This window comes from Microbulbifer sp. ARAS458-1 (assembly GCF_045348205.1).
In the GTDB taxonomy this organism is placed as follows: domain Bacteria; phylum Pseudomonadota; class Gammaproteobacteria; order Pseudomonadales; family Cellvibrionaceae; genus Microbulbifer.
Map to the genome: position 1 here is coordinate 631,054 of NZ_CP155838.1, position 16,542 is coordinate 647,595.

A 16,542-nucleotide genomic window follows, 5' to 3' on the forward strand; every position below is an offset into this window, starting at 1 on the left:
CACACAATGGGTTCGCGGACTGACAGCTCGCCCCGGGCTAGCCGGCGCGCACGATACGGCCACTGGCGGCGTCCCGTATTTCGCTGGGTGAGGCACGACCGCCGGTGCTACCGCCGCCGACAAAGTCCAGGTCGTTGCCAAAGTAGCGCAGCACCTGGAATTTGTGGCGCGCCGGCTGGCACCCGGCAGGGTTGGCGGAGGTCGACACAATGGGACCGCCAAAGGCGCGGGACAACGCCGCGGTAAAACGGTGGCTGGTGTGGCGCAGGGCGACACTGTGATGAATCCCGGTGACCCAGGGTGGTACCTGGTCAAAGTGTGGGACCAGCCAGGTGACCGGGCCCGGCCAGGTGGCATCGATACGCGCGCGCTGATCCCCGGACAGGTTGTGCAACAGGCCGGAAAAATGGTCCACATCACCGGACACCAGAATCAACCCCTTTTCCAATGGCCGGTTTTTCAGGCCAACAAGGCGCGCCACCGCTTCCGGATTGTTCGGGTCACAGGCGAGCCCCCACACCGACTCGGTGGGGTGTGCGATCACACCGCCGGCGGCAAGGATGCGCGCGGCACTGGCCAGGGAAAAGCCGGCGTGAGGCAGGTGGGGACTGTATGGGTTCTCTTCACCCAGGGCGACGGGTTTGGCTTTTTCTGACAAGACTGGGACTCTTTCGGGTCGTGCTGCGGAATTGCGTGGCAATTTATCGGATAGTACCAGCCTAGACAACTAACGCACTGGAGCGCGGCCGGTCAACGGCAACCGCCCGCGCCAGTCAGCCAGCTTATCTCAGCCCTGATAGGTTACACGGTAGATAACGCCGGCCTTGTCGTCGGACACCAGCAGGGCCCCATCGGGCATCACCAAGACATCCACCGGGCGCCCCCAGGCTTCTTCACCCTGCAGCCAGCCATCGATGAACGGCTTATAGGAAGTGGCATTACCGTTTTCATCCAGGGTCACCATGGTCACCCGATAGCCAATTTTCTTGCTGCGGTTCCAGGAGCCGTGCTCGGCGATCAGCACCTGGTTTTTATACTCCGCTGGAAACTGGTCACCGGTGTAAAACTTCACACCCAAAGGTGCCACGTGCGGGCCCAGTTCCTGTACCGGTGGAACGTAGGCACTGCACTGTTTGCCCTCGCCAAACTCCGGGTCGAGCACGTCTTTGCCGTGGCAGTAGGGATAGCCGAAGTGTTTGCCCGCAACCGGTGCGGTATTCAGCTCACAGGGTGGGGTGTCGTCTCCCAGCATGTCGCGGCCGTTGTCGGTAAACCACAGGTGCTTGGTCTCGGGGTGCCAGGTAAAGCCCACGGTGTTGCGCACGCCCTCGGCCCAGGTTTCGGTTTTCACTACCTTGTCACCCTCGATCTTGAGGCGCTGGATATTCGCATAATCCTTTTCTTCGCAGATATTGCAGGGCGCACCGATAGGCACATACAACCAGCCGTCAGGGCCGAATGCGATGTACTTCCAACCGTGATGTTTGTCGGGAAACTGATTGGTGATGGTGACCGGCTTGGGCGGGTTGTCGAGACGGGACTCGATATCGTCAAGGCGCAGGATGCTGGTGACCGCGCTCACGTAGAGGTCGCCATCCTTGAAGGCCACGCCGGTGGGCAACTTGAGCCCTTCGGCGATGACTTTCACCTCATCCGCTTTGTGATCCCCGTCGTTGTCTACGATCGCGTAGACTTTACCGGCGCGACGGGAGCCCACAAACAGCGTGCCTTTTTCTCCGCGGGCCATATGCCGCGCGTTGGGTACATCCTCCGCATAAACCTCGATCTTGAAGCCTTCGGGAAGACTGAGTTTTTCCAGCGGCACTTCTGCGGCCAGCGCGCCAGGGGAACCACCCATTGCCAGAACCGCCGCCATTGGCGCGAGGGTGCTTTGCAGGGGGGAGAAGCGGGAGAGGAATCGGAACAGATCCATCGGGGGTCACTCCATGGGATTTTCGATCAAATTTCAGGAGTGACCGTAACGGCTTTTTTGTTATTCCACCAGTCCGGCCAGGGTTTTGGCGCCGCTACCGGTAAGCTGATAACCGCCGGGTAGCTGTTCCACCAAGCCCTCCAGTTCCAGGTGCAACAGGGTCGCCATCAAATCACCGGTATCACCTCCGGTGTCACGAGCCAGCTGCTCGATACTGCGGGGGTCGCCCCCCAGTGCAGCAATAATGTCGCGCTGCTGCGGTGACAACTGGTCTGCCGGAGATGCCAACCCATCGAACAGCGATTGCTGTTCCACCATACCCGACAGCAGTCCCCCCAGTTGCGCAACGATATCTGCGCTGGTTTCCACCAGGTGTGCGCCGTGCTTGATCATATGATGGCAGCCCCGGGCCATGGGGTTGTGAATGGAGCCGGGAATCGCGAACACCTCGCGATTTTGCTCCAGTGCCAGGCGCGCGGTAATCAGTGAGCCGGAGCGCACCGCCGCCTCCACCAGCAGGGTACCGAGACTCAGCCCGGCAATGATGCGGTTGCGCCGGGGGAAGTTAGCGGCCTCCGGGGCCGTCGCCAGGGGCATTTCACTCACTATAGCCCCGCCACTGGCCACAATCTGCTCGGCCAGTACCGCATTGCGCACCGGGTAGATGCGGTCCACACCGGTGCCAAGCACCGCGACGGTTTTACCCTCGCCGCGCAGGGCCCCCTTGTGGGCCGAGGCATCAACACCCAGCGCCAGCCCGGAAGTGATGGCAAAGCCCGCCGCAGCGAGGTCGGCGGAAAAGGCTTCCGCGTTGTCGAGCCCGGCGCGGCTGGCGCGGCGTGCGCCCACCACCGCGATCTGAGGCAGCGACAGTGCCGCGGGGTCGCCAGCCACATACAGTAACGGTGGCGGCCGATGGATTTCACGCAGCAGCGATGGGTAGCCGTCGTCTTCGCAATGCAGCTGAAAGATACGGGCTTCCGCACAGCGCTCTCGCTCGGCAAGGGCCCACTGGCCGAGTTCGCTATCCAGCGCAAGGCGCTGGAGTTCTGCCAGTTGTGCCTGAGCACGTGGCGACAATTTGCGGGGGAGTTGTTGCGGGGATTGCTGGAGTGCGGCTTCGGCAGAGCCAAATCGCTCCACCAGCTGCCAGTAGAGGCCGGGGCCTATACCCTCAAGACGAAGGAGTGCGAGAGTCGCGGTCAACGCATCCATGCGTATTCCTTATTTAATCGTGTTCGGCGCCAGGTGGGGATCGCCGAAAAGCGCAGCGGGTGGCTGGTGGTGGCCGCCCGCGCGGTAGCTCTTCAGTGATTCCTACGGGTTGCGCACCAGGTCCATCACCGCCAGCGGTTTGTCCGCTTCCAGTACCAGGCCCAGACTCATTTTCTCAAAGCTGCGGAATACCATCAGTACGCCGGCGCGCTCGTCCGGCAGCTTGACGTTCTGACGGGCGATCTGGTCGCGCACGGTGGCGCCGCGTTTGTAGATCGCCAGCACATGACCCGGCTGCAGGCCTTCCCGCAGGCCGCGGTTGATGGCCACCACGTCGTATTTGGCAACCTGGGTGACCCCCTCTTCCACACCGAGGATGACGCCATCCACCGGAACAGACGGCGCACCCGGCTGGAACAGCGCGGCAATAGCGCGCTCCTCAACCGGCAACAGGCGGTCCTGCAGGCGGATGTCGCGGCTGGTGCGGGTCACATCCAGGGTGGCGACGGCAAATTCGCTGTTGGCATTGTCCGCATCCAGCTGACGCAGGTCCACAGAGCCCACGTCCAGGGCCTGCTGGCCGAGCTCTTCCCCGGTAAAGGGATCGGCGTAGACCGGACCGGGACGGTAGATACCATAGGAGGCGAGGGGCTCGCGGAAATCGCCGCGGGCGTAAATCTTCTCACCGGCACCCATCAGGATGCGCTGATCCTGGCCGGAAATTACGTAAGGTACGCCCTGGAAAGCACCCGGACCCACAATGCGGGTACGAGACAGGAAGGCGTTGATCGCATCCAGGGGAATCGCCGGGATGGCGGTACCGATAGGCTCGCGGCGTACGGACGGACCGAGGCGGTTGTTGCTCGCCGGGCTCAGCTTGTAGGCAGTAGGCGCGCGATCCAGCTGCAGGCGCGGCTGGCCGTCGACATATACGAGGTTCAGGCGGTCACCGGGATAAATAAGGTGGGGGTTCTCTACCTGGGGGTTCACCTGCCAGATCTCTGGCCAGTACCAGGGCTGGGAGAGAAAGGTACCGGAGATGTCCCAGAGGGTGTCACCCTTCTGTACGACATAGGTGTCCGGGTGGTCAGGCTTGAGGCGCGCGTCTTGCGCCTGCAGGCCAAAGGTCGCCAACAGGGTTGCGGCGGCGGCCAGGATTATTTTTTTCATGGAAGCATTCCTATGCTTTTTTTGTCGCGAGCGCTGGGGCCTTACTGTCTGCTAAAGAATCTGCTGAATCTTTATACGGCTATCACTGCGGGTTTATATCGCTATAATCTCACAGCGCTGAACCGGTGGCGGCTGATGTCGCCGGGGCGGGAAGCAATAGAACGCCAGCTGGCTTGTCGGCCAGTGTGCGGATACAGCCCCCCAATTCAGCAAATTTCAAGCGCGATCATTATGTTATCAGCGCAAGTTCCACTAAGACTAGAAGTTTGTCACAGGTGTTATGGCCAAACTGGAAATCCTAGAATTCCCCGATCCCCGTCTGCGCAAGGTGGCGGAACCCGTTGCTGAGGTGACGGATGAGCACCGTACGTTGATCGACGATATGTTCGAGACGATGTATGAGGCGCCAGGCGTGGGCCTGGCGGCGACACAGGTCAATGTGCATGAGCGCATTGTGGTGATTGATGTGTCGGAGGATCAGAGTGAGCCGCTGGTACTGATCAACCCGGAGGTTGAGGTGCTGGACCCAGAGATTCACAAGTACGATGAGGGTTGCCTGTCGGTACCTGGTTTCTACGAGACGGTGCAGCGTCCGCGCAAGATCCGCCTGAAGGCGCTGGATCGCAATGGCGAAACCTATGCGCTGGAGGCTGAGGGGCTGCTGGCAGTGTGCATCCAGCACGAGATCGACCATCTCGATGGCAAACTGTTTGTGGATTACATCTCGCCGCTCAAGCGCAACCGTATTCGTTCCAAGCTTGAGAAGGCACATCGCCAGAGAGCTTGATCCCCTAGGCCGGCGCCTTGAAGCCGGTCTTTGGGCGGCAGGGCACTGGGAAGTTGCTTTCAGAACCGCTGTGTATACATCCTTGTACGCTGCGGCGGCGACGTCCCTGTCGCCGACGCTTCTGAAAGCAACTCCCCGGCACCCAGCCTTCGCATCCTAGTTTTAAGCTTCGTCGTCGAGCCCACACCTTCTTTTCTGAAAGCATTTTCCATGAGCCTGAATATCATTTTTGCCGGCACCCCCGACTTTGCTGCCGTACACCTGCAAACCCTGCTCGACAGTGAACACAATGTGATCGCGGTCTACAGCCAGCCCGACCGTCCCGCGGGGCGCGGCAAGAAGCTGCTGGCGAGCCCGGTGAAACAGCTGGCGCTGGAGCACGATATTCCGGTGTATCAGCCGCTGTCCCTGCGGGATGAAGAGGCGCAGAAGGAGCTGGCGGCGCTGAATGCGGATCTGATGGTGGTGGTGGCCTACGGGCTGATCCTGCCACAGGTGGTACTGGATACGCCGCGTCTGGGGTGTGTGAATGTTCACGCCTCGCTGTTGCCGCGCTGGCGCGGGGCGGCGCCGATTCAACGGGCGGTGGAAGCCGGGGATGCCGAAAGTGGCGTGGCGATTATGCAGATGGAGGCGGGGCTGGATACCGGGCCGGTGTTGGTAGAAGCCCGTACAGCCATAACGGCAAGTGAGACCGGTGGCAGCCTGCACGACAAGCTGGCAGGCCTCGGTGGGCCGGCACTGCTGGAGGCTTTGCAGTTGCTGGAGAGCGGCACGGCGCAGCCGCAGGTTCAGGACGATGCACTGGCAAATTATGCGGGCAAGATATCCAAAGAAGAGGCGCGTCTGGACTGGGCGCGGCCAGCAGCGGAACTGGAGCGGCTGATTCGAGCGTTCAATCCATTTCCGGTGTGCTGGACGGAATATCTCGATGGCAAGGGTAAGCCCCAGCGCTTGCGGGTTTATTCCGCAGAGCTGGAACAGGGCTGTCATACCGATGTACCGGGCACGATTCTGAGTGCGGACGATGAAGGTATTCTTGTGGCCTGCGGGCGCGAGGCGTTGCGTCTGACGCAACTACAATTGCCGGGCAAGAAGGCGCTGCCGGTGGCGGAGATTCTGAAAGGCTACCGCGAGCTGTTCGCCGCGGGCATCACACTGAGTCCCGAAAACAAGGGTACCTTTAATGAATGATCCGAGAGCACTGGCGGCGCGGGTAATCGCACGACTTTATCAGGACCGCGGCTCACTGCAGCGGCTGCTGCCGTGGGCGGAAAAGCAAGTGGACGACCCGGAAGGCAACGGCAAGAACCGCTCGCTGCTGCGCGAACTCTGCTACGGCACCGCGCGCTTCGCGCCGCGACTGGAGCTGATCCTCGGCAAACTGTCGAAAAAACCTATTAAAGATGAAGAACTGGCCGCACTGATGCTGGTAGGTCTGTACCAGTTGGAATACACGCGCATCCCCGACCACGCCGCCATCGGCGCCACCGTCGAGGCCGCACGGGCCCTCAAACTCGGCCACGCCTGTGGGGTCGTCAACGGCGTGTTGCGCAATGCCCTGCGCAATAAGGAAACACTGACGCGCAAACTCTCCGGCAACCCCCAGTTCAGCTCCGCCCACCCCGAGTGGCTGCAGCAGGCCATCAAAGCCGCCTGGGGCAGTGAGGCGCGCACCGTATTCACCGCCAACAACGAAAACCCGCCCATGACCCTGCGGGTGAATCTCTCCAAAAACACCCGCGACGAATACCTGGCGCAGCTAAAAGACGCCGGCATCCCCGCCCAGCCATGCGAATACTCCGCCGCCGGACTTGTGCTGGAAAACCCCGTCGCCGTCAGCCGCCTGCCCGGCTTTGAAGACGGCCTGGTCAGCGTCCAGGACCAGTCTGCGCAACTGGCCGGCACCCTGCTCGACCCGCAGCCCAACGAAAAAATCCTCGACGCCTGCGCCGCCCCCGGCGGCAAAACCTGCCACCTGCTCGAGATTCAACCGGAGCTCGACCTGAGCGCGCTGGACATCGAAGAAGACCGCCTCGACCGCGTCATCGAAAACCTCGAACGCCTCGGTGTTGGCGCCCAGATCATCTGTGCAGACGCCGCCGAACCCGAACACTGGTGGGACGGCGAACAATTCGACCGCATCCTCCTCGACGCCCCCTGCTCCGCCACCGGCGTCATTCGCCGTAACCCCGATATCAAGCTCCTGCGCCGCGCCGAAGACATCCCCGAGCTGGCCGCGCTTCAGGGCAAAATCCTGCGTGCAATGTGGCGCCTGTTAAAACCCGGCGGCACCCTCCTCTACGCCACCTGTTCCATACTCCCCGAGGAAAACAGCGCTCAAGTGGCGCGCTTCATTGCGGAGACACCGGATGCGAGGGACAATACGCCGCAATTGCTGAATGAGCAGCCTTGGGGGCTGCCGCAGGATGCGGGTATGCAGTTGCTGCCGGGAATCCATGCGGGTGATGGGTTTTATTACGCGAAGCTCGAAAAGGCACAGGATGCGTAATTCTTTGGCGGATGCGCTTTCGCTTATCCACCCTACAGAATGGTTCGTCCGCACTAACGAAGCACAATAGTAAAAATTGAAGGACGGGTGCCGGGTGCGGGTTTTCAGGATCGTCGCAAACAGGATGTTTGCGCCGAAGCGCCCAGGGATGGGTTCACAGCGGTCCTGAAAACCCGTACCCGGTGCCCGGCCGCCACCGCGCTCGCAAAAGAACATTTTGCCGAGCGTGGCACAAAGGCCAGAAACCACGGGCCCAATCGCATTTTATGAAAATCATCATTCTCGGCGCCGGCCAGGTCGGTGGATCACTGGCAGAAAGCCTCGCCTCGGAACGCAACGACATTGTTCTGGTAGACAGCGACGAGAAAACCCTGCGCGAGCTCCGCGACAAAATCGACATCGGCGTCGTCCAGGGGCACGCCTCCCACCCGGACATCCTGCAGGAAGCCGGCATCGAAGACGCCGACATCTTGGTAGCCGTCACCAACAACGACGAAACCAACATGGCCGCCTGTCAGATCGCCCACTCCCTGTTCCGGGTCACCACCAAAATTGCCCGCGTACGCGCCTCCGCGTATCTGCAGTATCCGGAACTCTTCTCCACCGAATCGATCCCCATCGACGTGCTTATCAGCCCCGAGCAGATCGTGTCCGAATACATCTCCCGACTGATCGAACATCCCGGTGCCCTGCAGGTTCTCGACTTCGCCGACGGTCGGGTCCAGCTCGTCGCCGTGCGCGCCGTCCAGGGCGGACCACTGGTAGGCCATCAGCTGCGCTACCTGCGCGAACATATGCCCAAGGTAGACACCCGCGTCGCTGCCATCTATCGCCGCAACAGCCCCATCATTCCCCAGGGCTCCACCGTCATCGAAGCCGGCGACGAAGTCTTCTTTATCGCCGCCAAGCAGGACATCCGCGCGGTCATGAGCGAACTGCGCCGGCTGGAACAGGGCTACAAGCGCATCACCATCGCCGGCGGCGGCAATATCGGGTTGCGTCTCGCTACCAAACTGGAAAATCGCTACTCGGTAAAAGTCATCGAGCAGGATCACGACCGCTGTATCTTTCTTTCGGAAGAGCTCAGCAACAGCATCGTCCTCCACGGCAGTGCCTCCGACCAGGACCTGCTGCTGGAAGAGAACATTGAAGACACCGACGTGTTCCTCGCGCTGACCAACGATGACGAAGCCAACATCATGTCGTCATTGCTGGCCAAACGCCTTGGCACCCGCAAAGTGATGGCATTGATCAACAATCGCGCCTACGTCGATCTGGTACAGGGCGGCGAGATTGATATTGCCATTTCACCCCAACAGAACACCCTTGGCAGCCTGCTCACCCACGTGCGTCGTGGCGACATGGTGAATGTGCACTCCCTGCGCCGCGGCGCCGCCGAAGCCATTGAAGTCATCGCCCACGGGGACAATCGCACCTCCAAAGTGGTGGGAAGAAAAATAGAGGATATCGACCTGCCGGAAGGCGCCAGTATTGGTGCCATCGTGCGCGAACGGGATGGCGAGAGCCAGGTACTGATCGCGCACGACAATATTGTCGTAGAGTCGGACGATCACGTGATCGTGTTCCTTGTCGACCGTCGCCATACCCGCCACGTGGAGCAACTGTTCCAGGTCGGCTTCAGTTTCTTCTGACGGCAGGAATCGAGTTAATGCGATTAGCGGTCATAGCGCGGGTCTTCGGTATTCTGCTGACGGTATTCAGCCTGACGCTGCTGCCGCCCATCGGCGTATCTCTGTGGTATGAGGACGGCACCCATATCGCCTTCACCATCGCCTTTGCCATTACCCTGCTGACTGGCCTGCTGATGTGGTTGCCGGTACACGACCTAAAGCAGGACCTCCGCACCCGCGACGGGTTCGTAGTGACCTCGCTGTTCTGGCTTATCCTGGGCAGTTTTGGTGCCCTGCCCCTGATTATCAGCCCGGAGCCGGATCTCAACGTGGTGGATTCCATTTTTGAATCCATCTCCGGGCTTACCACTACCGGGGCCACCACCATTGTCGGCCTCGACACCCTGCCACCAGCCATTCTCTATTACCGGCAGCAGCTGCAGTGGTTCGGTGGTATCGGCGTGATTGTAATTGCCTTGGCCATTCTGCCGATGCTCGGTATCGGGGGCATGCAGCTGTACAAGGCAGAAATGCCTGGGCCCGTGAAGGACACCAAGCTGACCCCGCGCATTGCGGAAACCGCGCGGGCGCTGTTTGTGATTTATATCGCGCTCACGGTGCTGTGCGGTATTGGCTACTGGTGGGCGGGAATGACCGTATTCGACGCCATTGGCCACGCGTTTTCCACCGTCGCCAACGGCGGCTTCTCTACCCACGACGCGAGCATGGGGTTTTACGCCCACAATAACGCCATCATGGCGATCGCCATCATTTTTATGCTCACCGCCGCGATCAACTTCGGATTGCACTTCTACGCACTTGGCAATCGTACGGTGAAGCACTACTGGAAGGATTCCGAGTTTCGCTTCTACATTCTCGTTACCGCCGGGGCCTGTGCAATCATCGTAAGCTACCTCTACATGTCCGGCACATTTGATATGCGTGGCAGCTTCCTGCACGGTGTATTCCAGGTGGTTTCCATCAGTACTACCGCGGGGTTCGGTTCCGAGACCTTCGCGATCTGGCCCGCGTTTTTGCCCTATATTTTGCTATTACTCGGCATTATGGGCGCCTGTGCCGGTTCCACTTCCGGGGGCATCAAGGCGGTGCGGGTAATGCTGATCGTAAAATCGGGTATGCGCGAACTCAATCGTCTGGTCCACCCCAATGCCGTAGTGCCGATCAAGGTGAACCGGAAAATTGTGCCGCCGCGGGTAACGGATGCGGTGTGGGGATTTTTTGCGATTTATATTCTGTCGTTTTTTATCCTGACCATATTGGTCATGGCAACCGGCGAAAATTTTGTCACCTCATTTTCTACAGTTGCGTCCTGCCTGAGTAATATCGGCCCGGCACTGGGGGATGCGGCGTCTCACTATGGTGAAGTCAATGGTGTGGCCAAGTGCTTATTGATTCTGGCAATGCTGATGGGGCGACTGGAAATTTTCACGCTGCTGGTTTTACTCACACCCGCATTCTGGCGGCATTGATACCACCACAGTATTTTTCGGTATTTTTATTCAAAGGTATCGGCGCGCCCGCGAACAATATCCCAGTAACGCGGAGTAAATTTCATCAACACCCAGATTTCCAGAATACAGCCGATCACCGTCAGCGCTTCCATGGTGCTATCAAAAATATTTTCCGCTGCGGATGACTCATCAAACCGCTCTATCGCAACCTGATCGGCGAAACCCATTCCCAGTATTAAAAACGCAATCAGCATAGCGCTGCGCGACAGCCACCCTGGTTTCGCATAAAAGTTTTTTTTCAGCCACCACAACAGTACGGGAAATGCACTTAGCTGAATCGTAAAACGCGTGATGACGAGCACAGTGTAAGTACTGCTGATGGCACCCAAATGCCACAACAGCGGTATCAAACACAGGATATACAGGCGGTCCGCTACGGGGTCGAGATAGGATCCGAACCGGGATTGAAGCCCAAATTTCTGTGCCACCCACCCGTCCAGCAAATCACTTAACGCGCCCACGCAGAAAACCACCAGTGCGGCTAAATGCTGATGAGTAAGCGATAGCCAGAAAATTACCGGAATAAGTGCAATACGCAGTAGTGACAGGGCATTGGGCAGGTAGCGCAATGGGCTCTTCACTCTGAATTCAGAGTCCGGGATGTGTGTGTGCTTGGTTCGTCGCATACTGGCTCGCAATGTGCACCCGGGGCTTAAGAGCAGGCGCACTTATGAGCTTAATAGAAAATTCCCGGGTATGCGGGAATGCGAAACTACCCGCCATACGGTTATTTCGCGTGGAGAACTAGCTTGCTTCGCTATCCTTCCCCTGATGAATGGCAGCAATGTCATCAAATTTCTGCAGAAGCAAAACTTTTATATCCTCCGGCCAAGGGGAAATAGCCTTTTCATATCCGATGCGGCTATTGCGGTACATGGCGCGCGCGGCCTCTTCAAATCCCGGTGCATCGGCGAAAACAGACAGCAGGCTGTACAACTGATTCTGTTTCATGCTGATACGTTCTTCTGCGGTGGCGTTTTTCATTGCGGCATCCACAAGGCGGCGCAGTGTTACCGAAGCACCACCGCGCTGCGTTGCCAGCCATTCCCAGTGGCGTGGCAGCAGTGTGACCTCTTTTGATTTCACCCCGAGCTTGGGTCGCCCGCGCTTTCCCCGGGCAGAGTCTGAGTGCCCGTGCAGGCGCGCGAGCACCGTATCGGGATCGCCATGCCATTCGATCTCAATGCGCTTGCAGGATTCTATCTCCAGCACGATCGGCTCTATCCCATCACCACGAGCCATGGTTTCGCGAACAATGGTCTCCAGCGGGCCTTGCGCTATCAGCGACTGCTCATAAATCGCCACATACTCATTTGTCATGATATTCAACTTTATTATTACCCAGGTAAAATATTATTACCCTGAATTTAATTTCAGTCAATTTTACCGGGGTAAAATTATCGCTTATACCTGATCCTCCCTGACCGGATCGGCCATCAGTGGGATGTGAGTGCGCTGGGAGATCTGACAGGGAGGGCCCTCCAGTGCCGCTGGGACCTGGAGGCTAGAAATGATTTACATCCGGGTGAAATTATCGGGGGGGATTTTGCAACAGAGCGGGCGGCGGAGTGGCCTATTTCTTCTTATATAATCCCGTTCGGCCTTCCGGTCCCTTGCGAAATCGCTTGTACTCCCATTGGTACTGTTCAGGCGCTTCCGCGATACAGGCTTCCACCCCGCGATTAAGGGCGGCGAGGGAGACCTTGGTTTCTTCGCTGTAAATCGCTTTTTCTACGGGTAAAAATACCAACTCGAACCCCCGCTCCAGACGCTTGGCGAAGCCAAATACCACTTTGCAGCCGGTGCGCTGAATCAGGTTGTAGGCGAGAGTCATGGTCAGTGTGGGATGCCCGAAAAAGGGCGCAAATTCACCGCCAGACAGCTCCGGCTCCTGATCGGGAAGTACGCCAACTATTCCGCCCGCCTTGAGCGCCTTTAACAGGGCGCGCACGCCGCGTACATTGGTGGGAACCAGGTTAGCACCAGTTTTCTCACGACCTGCGCGAATCAGCGGATCCAGTGCCTGAATTTTTGGAGGGGCATACAGGCTGGTGGTGGGACCCACCGTGGCAAGGAATTGGCCGAAGATTTCCCAGTTGCCGATGTGCGGGGCCAATACCAGAACACCGCGGCCCTCATCGACTCCCTCGGTCAGCAGCTGCTGGTTGCGCACCCGCTCGATATTGTCCTCGGCCTGACTCCAGGGCTTGCGCCACAGGCTCGCCACCTCAAACCCGGTTTGCGCCGTGCCAATGACACTCTGCCGGGCAAGCTGGTCTCGCGTCTCCTGCGGCATTTCCGGGTAACAGTGTTGCAGGTTAATGCGGCTGATCCGCAGGCTGTTGCCCCTGGTCACCGCGGCGCAATAACCCACCACACTACCCAGGCGGCGCGACCAGCGCAGAGGGAGTAGCCCGATCAACTTCAATGCACCTGCGGCCATTTGCCCTTTGATATCCAACGGTTACATACCTCTCACTGCAGCGACACTCCGCCGTGTTTCATCTTTTTATGGGGAATAGCCCCATTGTGGCCATCAAATCCCCTGCGCGCTGTTTAGTGCGCAACCACCTGCCGCTATAATTGCGCCCCTTGTCTATCCCTCCCAGCTGAAACCGGAGATTGTGGTGTCCGAGCAACAAACCAGCAGTTCTGCCCCGGCGCAGGACCTGAGCACCTTCCAGGGACTGATTTTTACCCTGCAGGAATACTGGGCGCGCCAAGGGTGCGTCATTCTACAGCCTCTGGATATGGAAGTGGGCGCTGGCACCTTCCACCCCGCCACCTTCCTGCGCGCCATCGGCCCGGAAACCTGGAATGCGGCTTACGTACAGCCGTGCCGCCGCCCTACCGATGGCCGCTACGGTGAAAATCCCAACCGCCTGCAGCACTACTATCAGTATCAGGTGGTAATGAAGCCCTCCCCGGCAAATATCCAGGATCTGTACCTGGACAGCCTGCGTGCCCTGGGCATTGATCCGGCAGTACACGATATCCGCTTCGTGGAAGACAACTGGGAATCCCCCACCCTGGGTGCCTGGGGTCTCGGTTGGGAGGTGTGGCTAAACGGCATGGAAGTGACCCAGTTCACTTACTTCCAGCAGGTGGGCGGTCTTGAGTGCTACCCGGTTACCGGCGAGATCACCTACGGTATCGAGCGTATCGCCATGTACCTGCAGGATGTGGAATCCATCTACGACCTGGTGTGGACCCGCAACGCCGACGGCACCCCGGTGACCTATGGCGATGTGTTCCACCAGAACGAAGTGGAAATGTCCCACTACAACTTTGAACACGCGGATGTGGAATTCCTGTTTAACACCTTCGATCACTGTGAGCGCGAGAGCCAGCGCCTGATCGAGCTGGGTCTGCCGCTGCCCGCCTACGAGCAGGTGATGAAAGCGTCCCACGCATTCAACCTGCTGGATGCCCGCCACGCGATTTCCGTTACCGAGCGCCAGCGCTTTATCTTGCGCGTGCGCACCCTCGCTCGCGCCGTGGCGCAGGCCTATTTTGATGCGCGCCACGCCCTCGGTTTCCCACTGGCCACCGAGCAGGCCCGCAACGATGTAATCGCTCAACTCGATGCGCAGAAGGAGAAGAAGTAATGGCTCAGGATTTTCTGGTTGAGCTGGGCACCGAAGAGCTGCCCCCGAAAGCGCTGAACAAATTGATGCAAGCTTTTGCCGAAGGTATCGAGCAGGGTTTGAAAGACGCCGAGCTGGAATACGGTGCCGTCAACGCCTATGCCAGCCCGCGCCGCCTTGCGGTTGCCGTGAGCGATCTCGCCGAGCAGCAGCAAGACAAGCAGATTGAAAAACACGGCCCCGCCGTGGCTGCGGCGTTTGATAAAGACGGTAACCCCACCAAGGCGGCGCAGGGCTTTGCCCGCGGCGCCGGTGTCAGTGTCGACGAATTGGCGCGGGTGCAGACCGACAAGGGCGAGCGTCTGGCGTTTATCAGCGAACAGAAAGGTGAAGCCACCCAGAAACTGCTGGGCGGTATCGTTAGCAAATCGCTCGCTCAATTGCCGATCCCCAAGCGCATGCGCTGGGGTGCGCGCAAAGAAGAATTCGTGCGTCCGGTGCACTGGCTGGTCATGCTGTTCGGTAACGAAACCTTGGACGCGGAAGTGCTTGGCCTGAAAGCCGGCAACAGCACCCGCGGCCACCGCTTCCACTGCAACCGCGAACTCTCTGTTGCATCGGCGAAAGACTATGTGCAGCTGCTGCGCGATCCGGGCTTTGTGGTGGTGGATTTTGCCGAGCGCCGGGAAATGATTCGCGAGCAGGTGCAGGCGGAAGCCAACAATGTAAACGGTGAAGCGGTTATCGATGACGACCTGCTCAACGAAGTCACCGCACTAGTGGAATGGCCGGTGGCGCTGACCGGACGCTTTGAAAAGCGTTTCCTGGATGTACCCGCAGAAGCACTGATCTCTTCCATGAAAGAGCATCAGAAATATTTCCACGTGATCGACGAAGAAGGCAAGCTACTGCCGTTTTTTATTACCGTTTCCAATATTGAAAGTACCGATGCCAAGCAGGTGATCGAAGGCAACGAGCGAGTGATCCGTCCGCGCTTATCAGATGCCGCTTTCTTCTTTGAGACCGATAAAAAAACCAGCCTCGAGGCGCGTCGGGAAAAACTCAAGTCCATCGTGTTCCAGCACAAGCTGGGCACCGTGTACGACAAGACCGAACGCCTGGCGAAACTGGCCGCCGCCATTGCGGAAAAAATCGGTGGCGACTCGGCACTGGCTCAGCGCGCCGCGCAACTGTGTAAATCGGACCTCGTTACCGAAATGGTATTCGAGTTCGCGGATATGCAGGGTATCGCCGGTTACTACTATGCGGAAAACGATGGCGAACCGTTAGATGTGGCCAAGGCCATGTACGAGCAGTACATGCCCAAGTTTGCCGGTGATGAATTACCGCAAACGGAAACCGGCACCATTGTCGCCCTGGCCGATCGTATCGACACCCTCGTCGGTATTTTCGGTATCGGCCAACCGCCCAGCGGTTCCCGCGACCCCTTCGCACTGCGTCGCGCCAGCCTGGGTGTACTGCGCCTGTTGGTGGAAAAGAATATCGATCTGGACCTGCGTGAACTGCTCACTCTGGCGCGCGATGGTTACCCGCGCACCGCGCTGGCGGAGCACGACAACGTCGTCGAGCAGACACTGGCGTATATGATCGAGCGCTTCCGCGCCCGTTACGAAGACGCCGGTATCAAGGCTGAAGTTTTCCTCGCCGTATCCGCGCGCAAACTCTCCCGTCCGCTGGATATTGATAACCGCGTCAACGCGGTGCACAACTTCAGCCAGCTACCGGAAGCGGAAGCGCTGGCCGCAGCCAACAAGCGGGTTTCCAATATTCTTGCGAAACTCGACGGCCCGGCACCGAGCGAAGTGGATCAGGCGCTATTGCAGGAAGATGCAGAAAAGGCTCTGTACCTGGCGATTCGCGATGCGGAAGAAGCGGTTGCACCGCTGTACGCGGAAGCGCGCTTCGACGAAGGCCTCGCAGGCCTGTCTGGACTGCGTGAGACCGTGGACAACTTCTTCGATGGCGTGATGGTAATGGCCGACGACGACGAGCTGCGCAACAACCGCCTGGCACTACTGGCGCAACTGCGCGCGCTGTTCCTTGAGGTTGCCGATATTTCCCAGCTGGCACCCGCCAAGTAAATCGCCGTCCACCCCGTAAGGGCCTGCAAGCAGGCCCTTACGGGTAGATTTCTCTACTACCAGCGTAAATTCC

General features: G+C 59.1%; 14 protein-coding genes. 7 read left to right on the forward strand and 7 right to left on the reverse strand.

The window, feature by feature from the left end; translation table 11 throughout:
- Window positions 1-37: 37 nt before the first annotated feature.
- The 4 genes from AAFH99_RS02510 to AAFH99_RS02525 form a co-directional block, all read right to left on the reverse strand.
- Complete coding sequence (locus AAFH99_RS02510; protein WP_231491922.1) at window positions 38-658, reverse strand: L-threonylcarbamoyladenylate synthase; 621 nt, start codon at window positions 656-658, stop codon at window positions 38-40.
- Between the two features lie 129 nt (window positions 659-787).
- A complete protein-coding gene (locus tag AAFH99_RS02515; RefSeq protein WP_406828566.1) occupies window positions 788-1,933 on the reverse strand; it encodes a PQQ-dependent sugar dehydrogenase in 1,146 nt (381 codons plus the stop codon).
- A gap of 60 nt (window positions 1,934-1,993) precedes the next feature.
- Window positions 1,994-3,148, reverse strand: a complete 1,155-nt coding sequence (gene dprA, locus AAFH99_RS02520) for a DNA-processing protein DprA (protein WP_406828567.1) — start codon at window positions 3,146-3,148, stop codon at window positions 1,994-1,996.
- 102 nt (window positions 3,149-3,250) lie between these two features.
- Complete coding sequence (locus AAFH99_RS02525) at window positions 3,251-4,318, reverse strand: LysM peptidoglycan-binding domain-containing protein (protein WP_043319842.1); 1,068 nt, start codon at window positions 4,316-4,318, stop codon at window positions 3,251-3,253.
- 280 nt (window positions 4,319-4,598) lie between these two features.
- Between AAFH99_RS02525 and def the strand changes: the two genes are divergently transcribed.
- The 5 genes from def (at window position 4,599) to AAFH99_RS02550 (ending at window position 10,738) form a co-directional block, all read left to right on the forward strand.
- Entirely contained in the window at window positions 4,599-5,105 is a 507-nt protein-coding gene (gene def / locus AAFH99_RS02530) for a peptide deformylase (RefSeq protein WP_043319843.1), read from the forward strand.
- 210 nt (window positions 5,106-5,315) lie between these two features.
- On the forward strand, window positions 5,316-6,299 hold the full coding sequence (fmt, locus tag AAFH99_RS02535) for a methionyl-tRNA formyltransferase (protein ID WP_043319844.1): 984 nt from the start codon (window positions 5,316-5,318) through the stop codon (window positions 6,297-6,299).
- Entirely contained in the window at window positions 6,292-7,617 is a 1,326-nt protein-coding gene (rsmB, locus tag AAFH99_RS02540; RefSeq protein ID WP_406828568.1) for a 16S rRNA (cytosine(967)-C(5))-methyltransferase RsmB, read from the forward strand. Before fmt ends, rsmB begins: the two co-directional genes overlap by 8 nt.
- Window positions 7,618-7,883: 266 nt before the next feature.
- Window positions 7,884-9,269: a Trk system potassium transporter TrkA gene (trkA, locus tag AAFH99_RS02545; protein ID WP_406828569.1), complete on the forward strand. Its 1,386-nt coding sequence runs from the start codon at window positions 7,884-7,886 to the stop codon at window positions 9,267-9,269.
- Window positions 9,270-9,286: 17 nt separating this feature from the next.
- Complete coding sequence (locus AAFH99_RS02550) at window positions 9,287-10,738, forward strand: TrkH family potassium uptake protein (RefSeq protein WP_406828570.1); 1,452 nt, start codon at window positions 9,287-9,289, stop codon at window positions 10,736-10,738.
- A 26-nt stretch (window positions 10,739-10,764) separates the two neighbouring features.
- Here the strand turns inward: AAFH99_RS02550 and AAFH99_RS02555 are convergent, their stop codons facing one another.
- The 3 genes from AAFH99_RS02555 to AAFH99_RS02565 form a co-directional block, all read right to left on the reverse strand.
- Window positions 10,765-11,361, reverse strand: coding sequence for a CDP-alcohol phosphatidyltransferase family protein (locus AAFH99_RS02555; protein ID WP_406828571.1), 597 nt, complete (start codon window positions 11,359-11,361; stop codon window positions 10,765-10,767).
- Window positions 11,362-11,524: 163 nt separating this feature from the next.
- A complete protein-coding gene (locus AAFH99_RS02560; RefSeq protein WP_406828572.1) occupies window positions 11,525-12,085 on the reverse strand; it encodes a DUF2239 family protein in 561 nt (186 codons plus the stop codon).
- A gap of 268 nt (window positions 12,086-12,353) precedes the next feature.
- Window positions 12,354-13,223 (reverse strand): lysophospholipid acyltransferase family protein, encoded by an 870-nt coding sequence (locus AAFH99_RS02565; RefSeq protein WP_406828573.1) that lies wholly within the window; start codon window positions 13,221-13,223, stop codon window positions 12,354-12,356.
- 184 nt (window positions 13,224-13,407) lie between these two features.
- Here AAFH99_RS02565 and glyQ point away from each other — a divergent pair, with 184 nt between their 5' ends.
- Window positions 13,408-14,388: a glycine--tRNA ligase subunit alpha gene (glyQ, locus tag AAFH99_RS02570; protein ID WP_043319849.1), complete on the forward strand. Its 981-nt coding sequence runs from the start codon at window positions 13,408-13,410 to the stop codon at window positions 14,386-14,388.
- Entirely contained in the window at window positions 14,388-16,469 is a 2,082-nt protein-coding gene (gene glyS / locus AAFH99_RS02575) for a glycine--tRNA ligase subunit beta (protein WP_406828574.1), read from the forward strand. The genes glyQ and glyS overlap by 1 nt, the downstream gene beginning before the upstream one ends.
- The last annotated feature ends 73 nt before the right edge of the window (window positions 16,470-16,542 follow it).

Bases quoted from the DNA above. Each gene is read 5' to 3' on its own strand.
- AAFH99_RS02515 (WP_406828566.1), bottom strand. From the start codon at position 1,933: ATGGATCTGTTCCGATTCCTCTCCCGCTTCTCCCCCCTGCAAAGCACC.
- dprA (WP_406828567.1), bottom strand. From the start codon at position 3,148: ATGGATGCGTTGACCGCGACTCTCGCACTCCTTCGTCTTGAGGGTATA.
- AAFH99_RS02525 (WP_043319842.1), bottom strand. From the start codon at position 4,318: ATGAAAAAAATAATCCTGGCCGCCGCCGCAACCCTGTTGGCGACCTTT.
- def (WP_043319843.1), top strand. From the start codon at position 4,599: ATGGCCAAACTGGAAATCCTAGAATTCCCCGATCCCCGTCTGCGCAAG.
- fmt (WP_043319844.1), top strand. From the start codon at position 5,316: ATGAGCCTGAATATCATTTTTGCCGGCACCCCCGACTTTGCTGCCGTA.
- rsmB (WP_406828568.1), top strand. From the start codon at position 6,292: ATGAATGATCCGAGAGCACTGGCGGCGCGGGTAATCGCACGACTTTAT.
- trkA (WP_406828569.1), top strand. From the start codon at position 7,884: ATGAAAATCATCATTCTCGGCGCCGGCCAGGTCGGTGGATCACTGGCA.
- AAFH99_RS02550 (WP_406828570.1), top strand. From the start codon at position 9,287: ATGCGATTAGCGGTCATAGCGCGGGTCTTCGGTATTCTGCTGACGGTA.
- AAFH99_RS02565 (WP_406828573.1), bottom strand. From the start codon at position 13,223: ATGGCCGCAGGTGCATTGAAGTTGATCGGGCTACTCCCTCTGCGCTGG.
- glyS (WP_406828574.1), top strand. From the start codon at position 14,388: ATGGCTCAGGATTTTCTGGTTGAGCTGGGCACCGAAGAGCTGCCCCCG.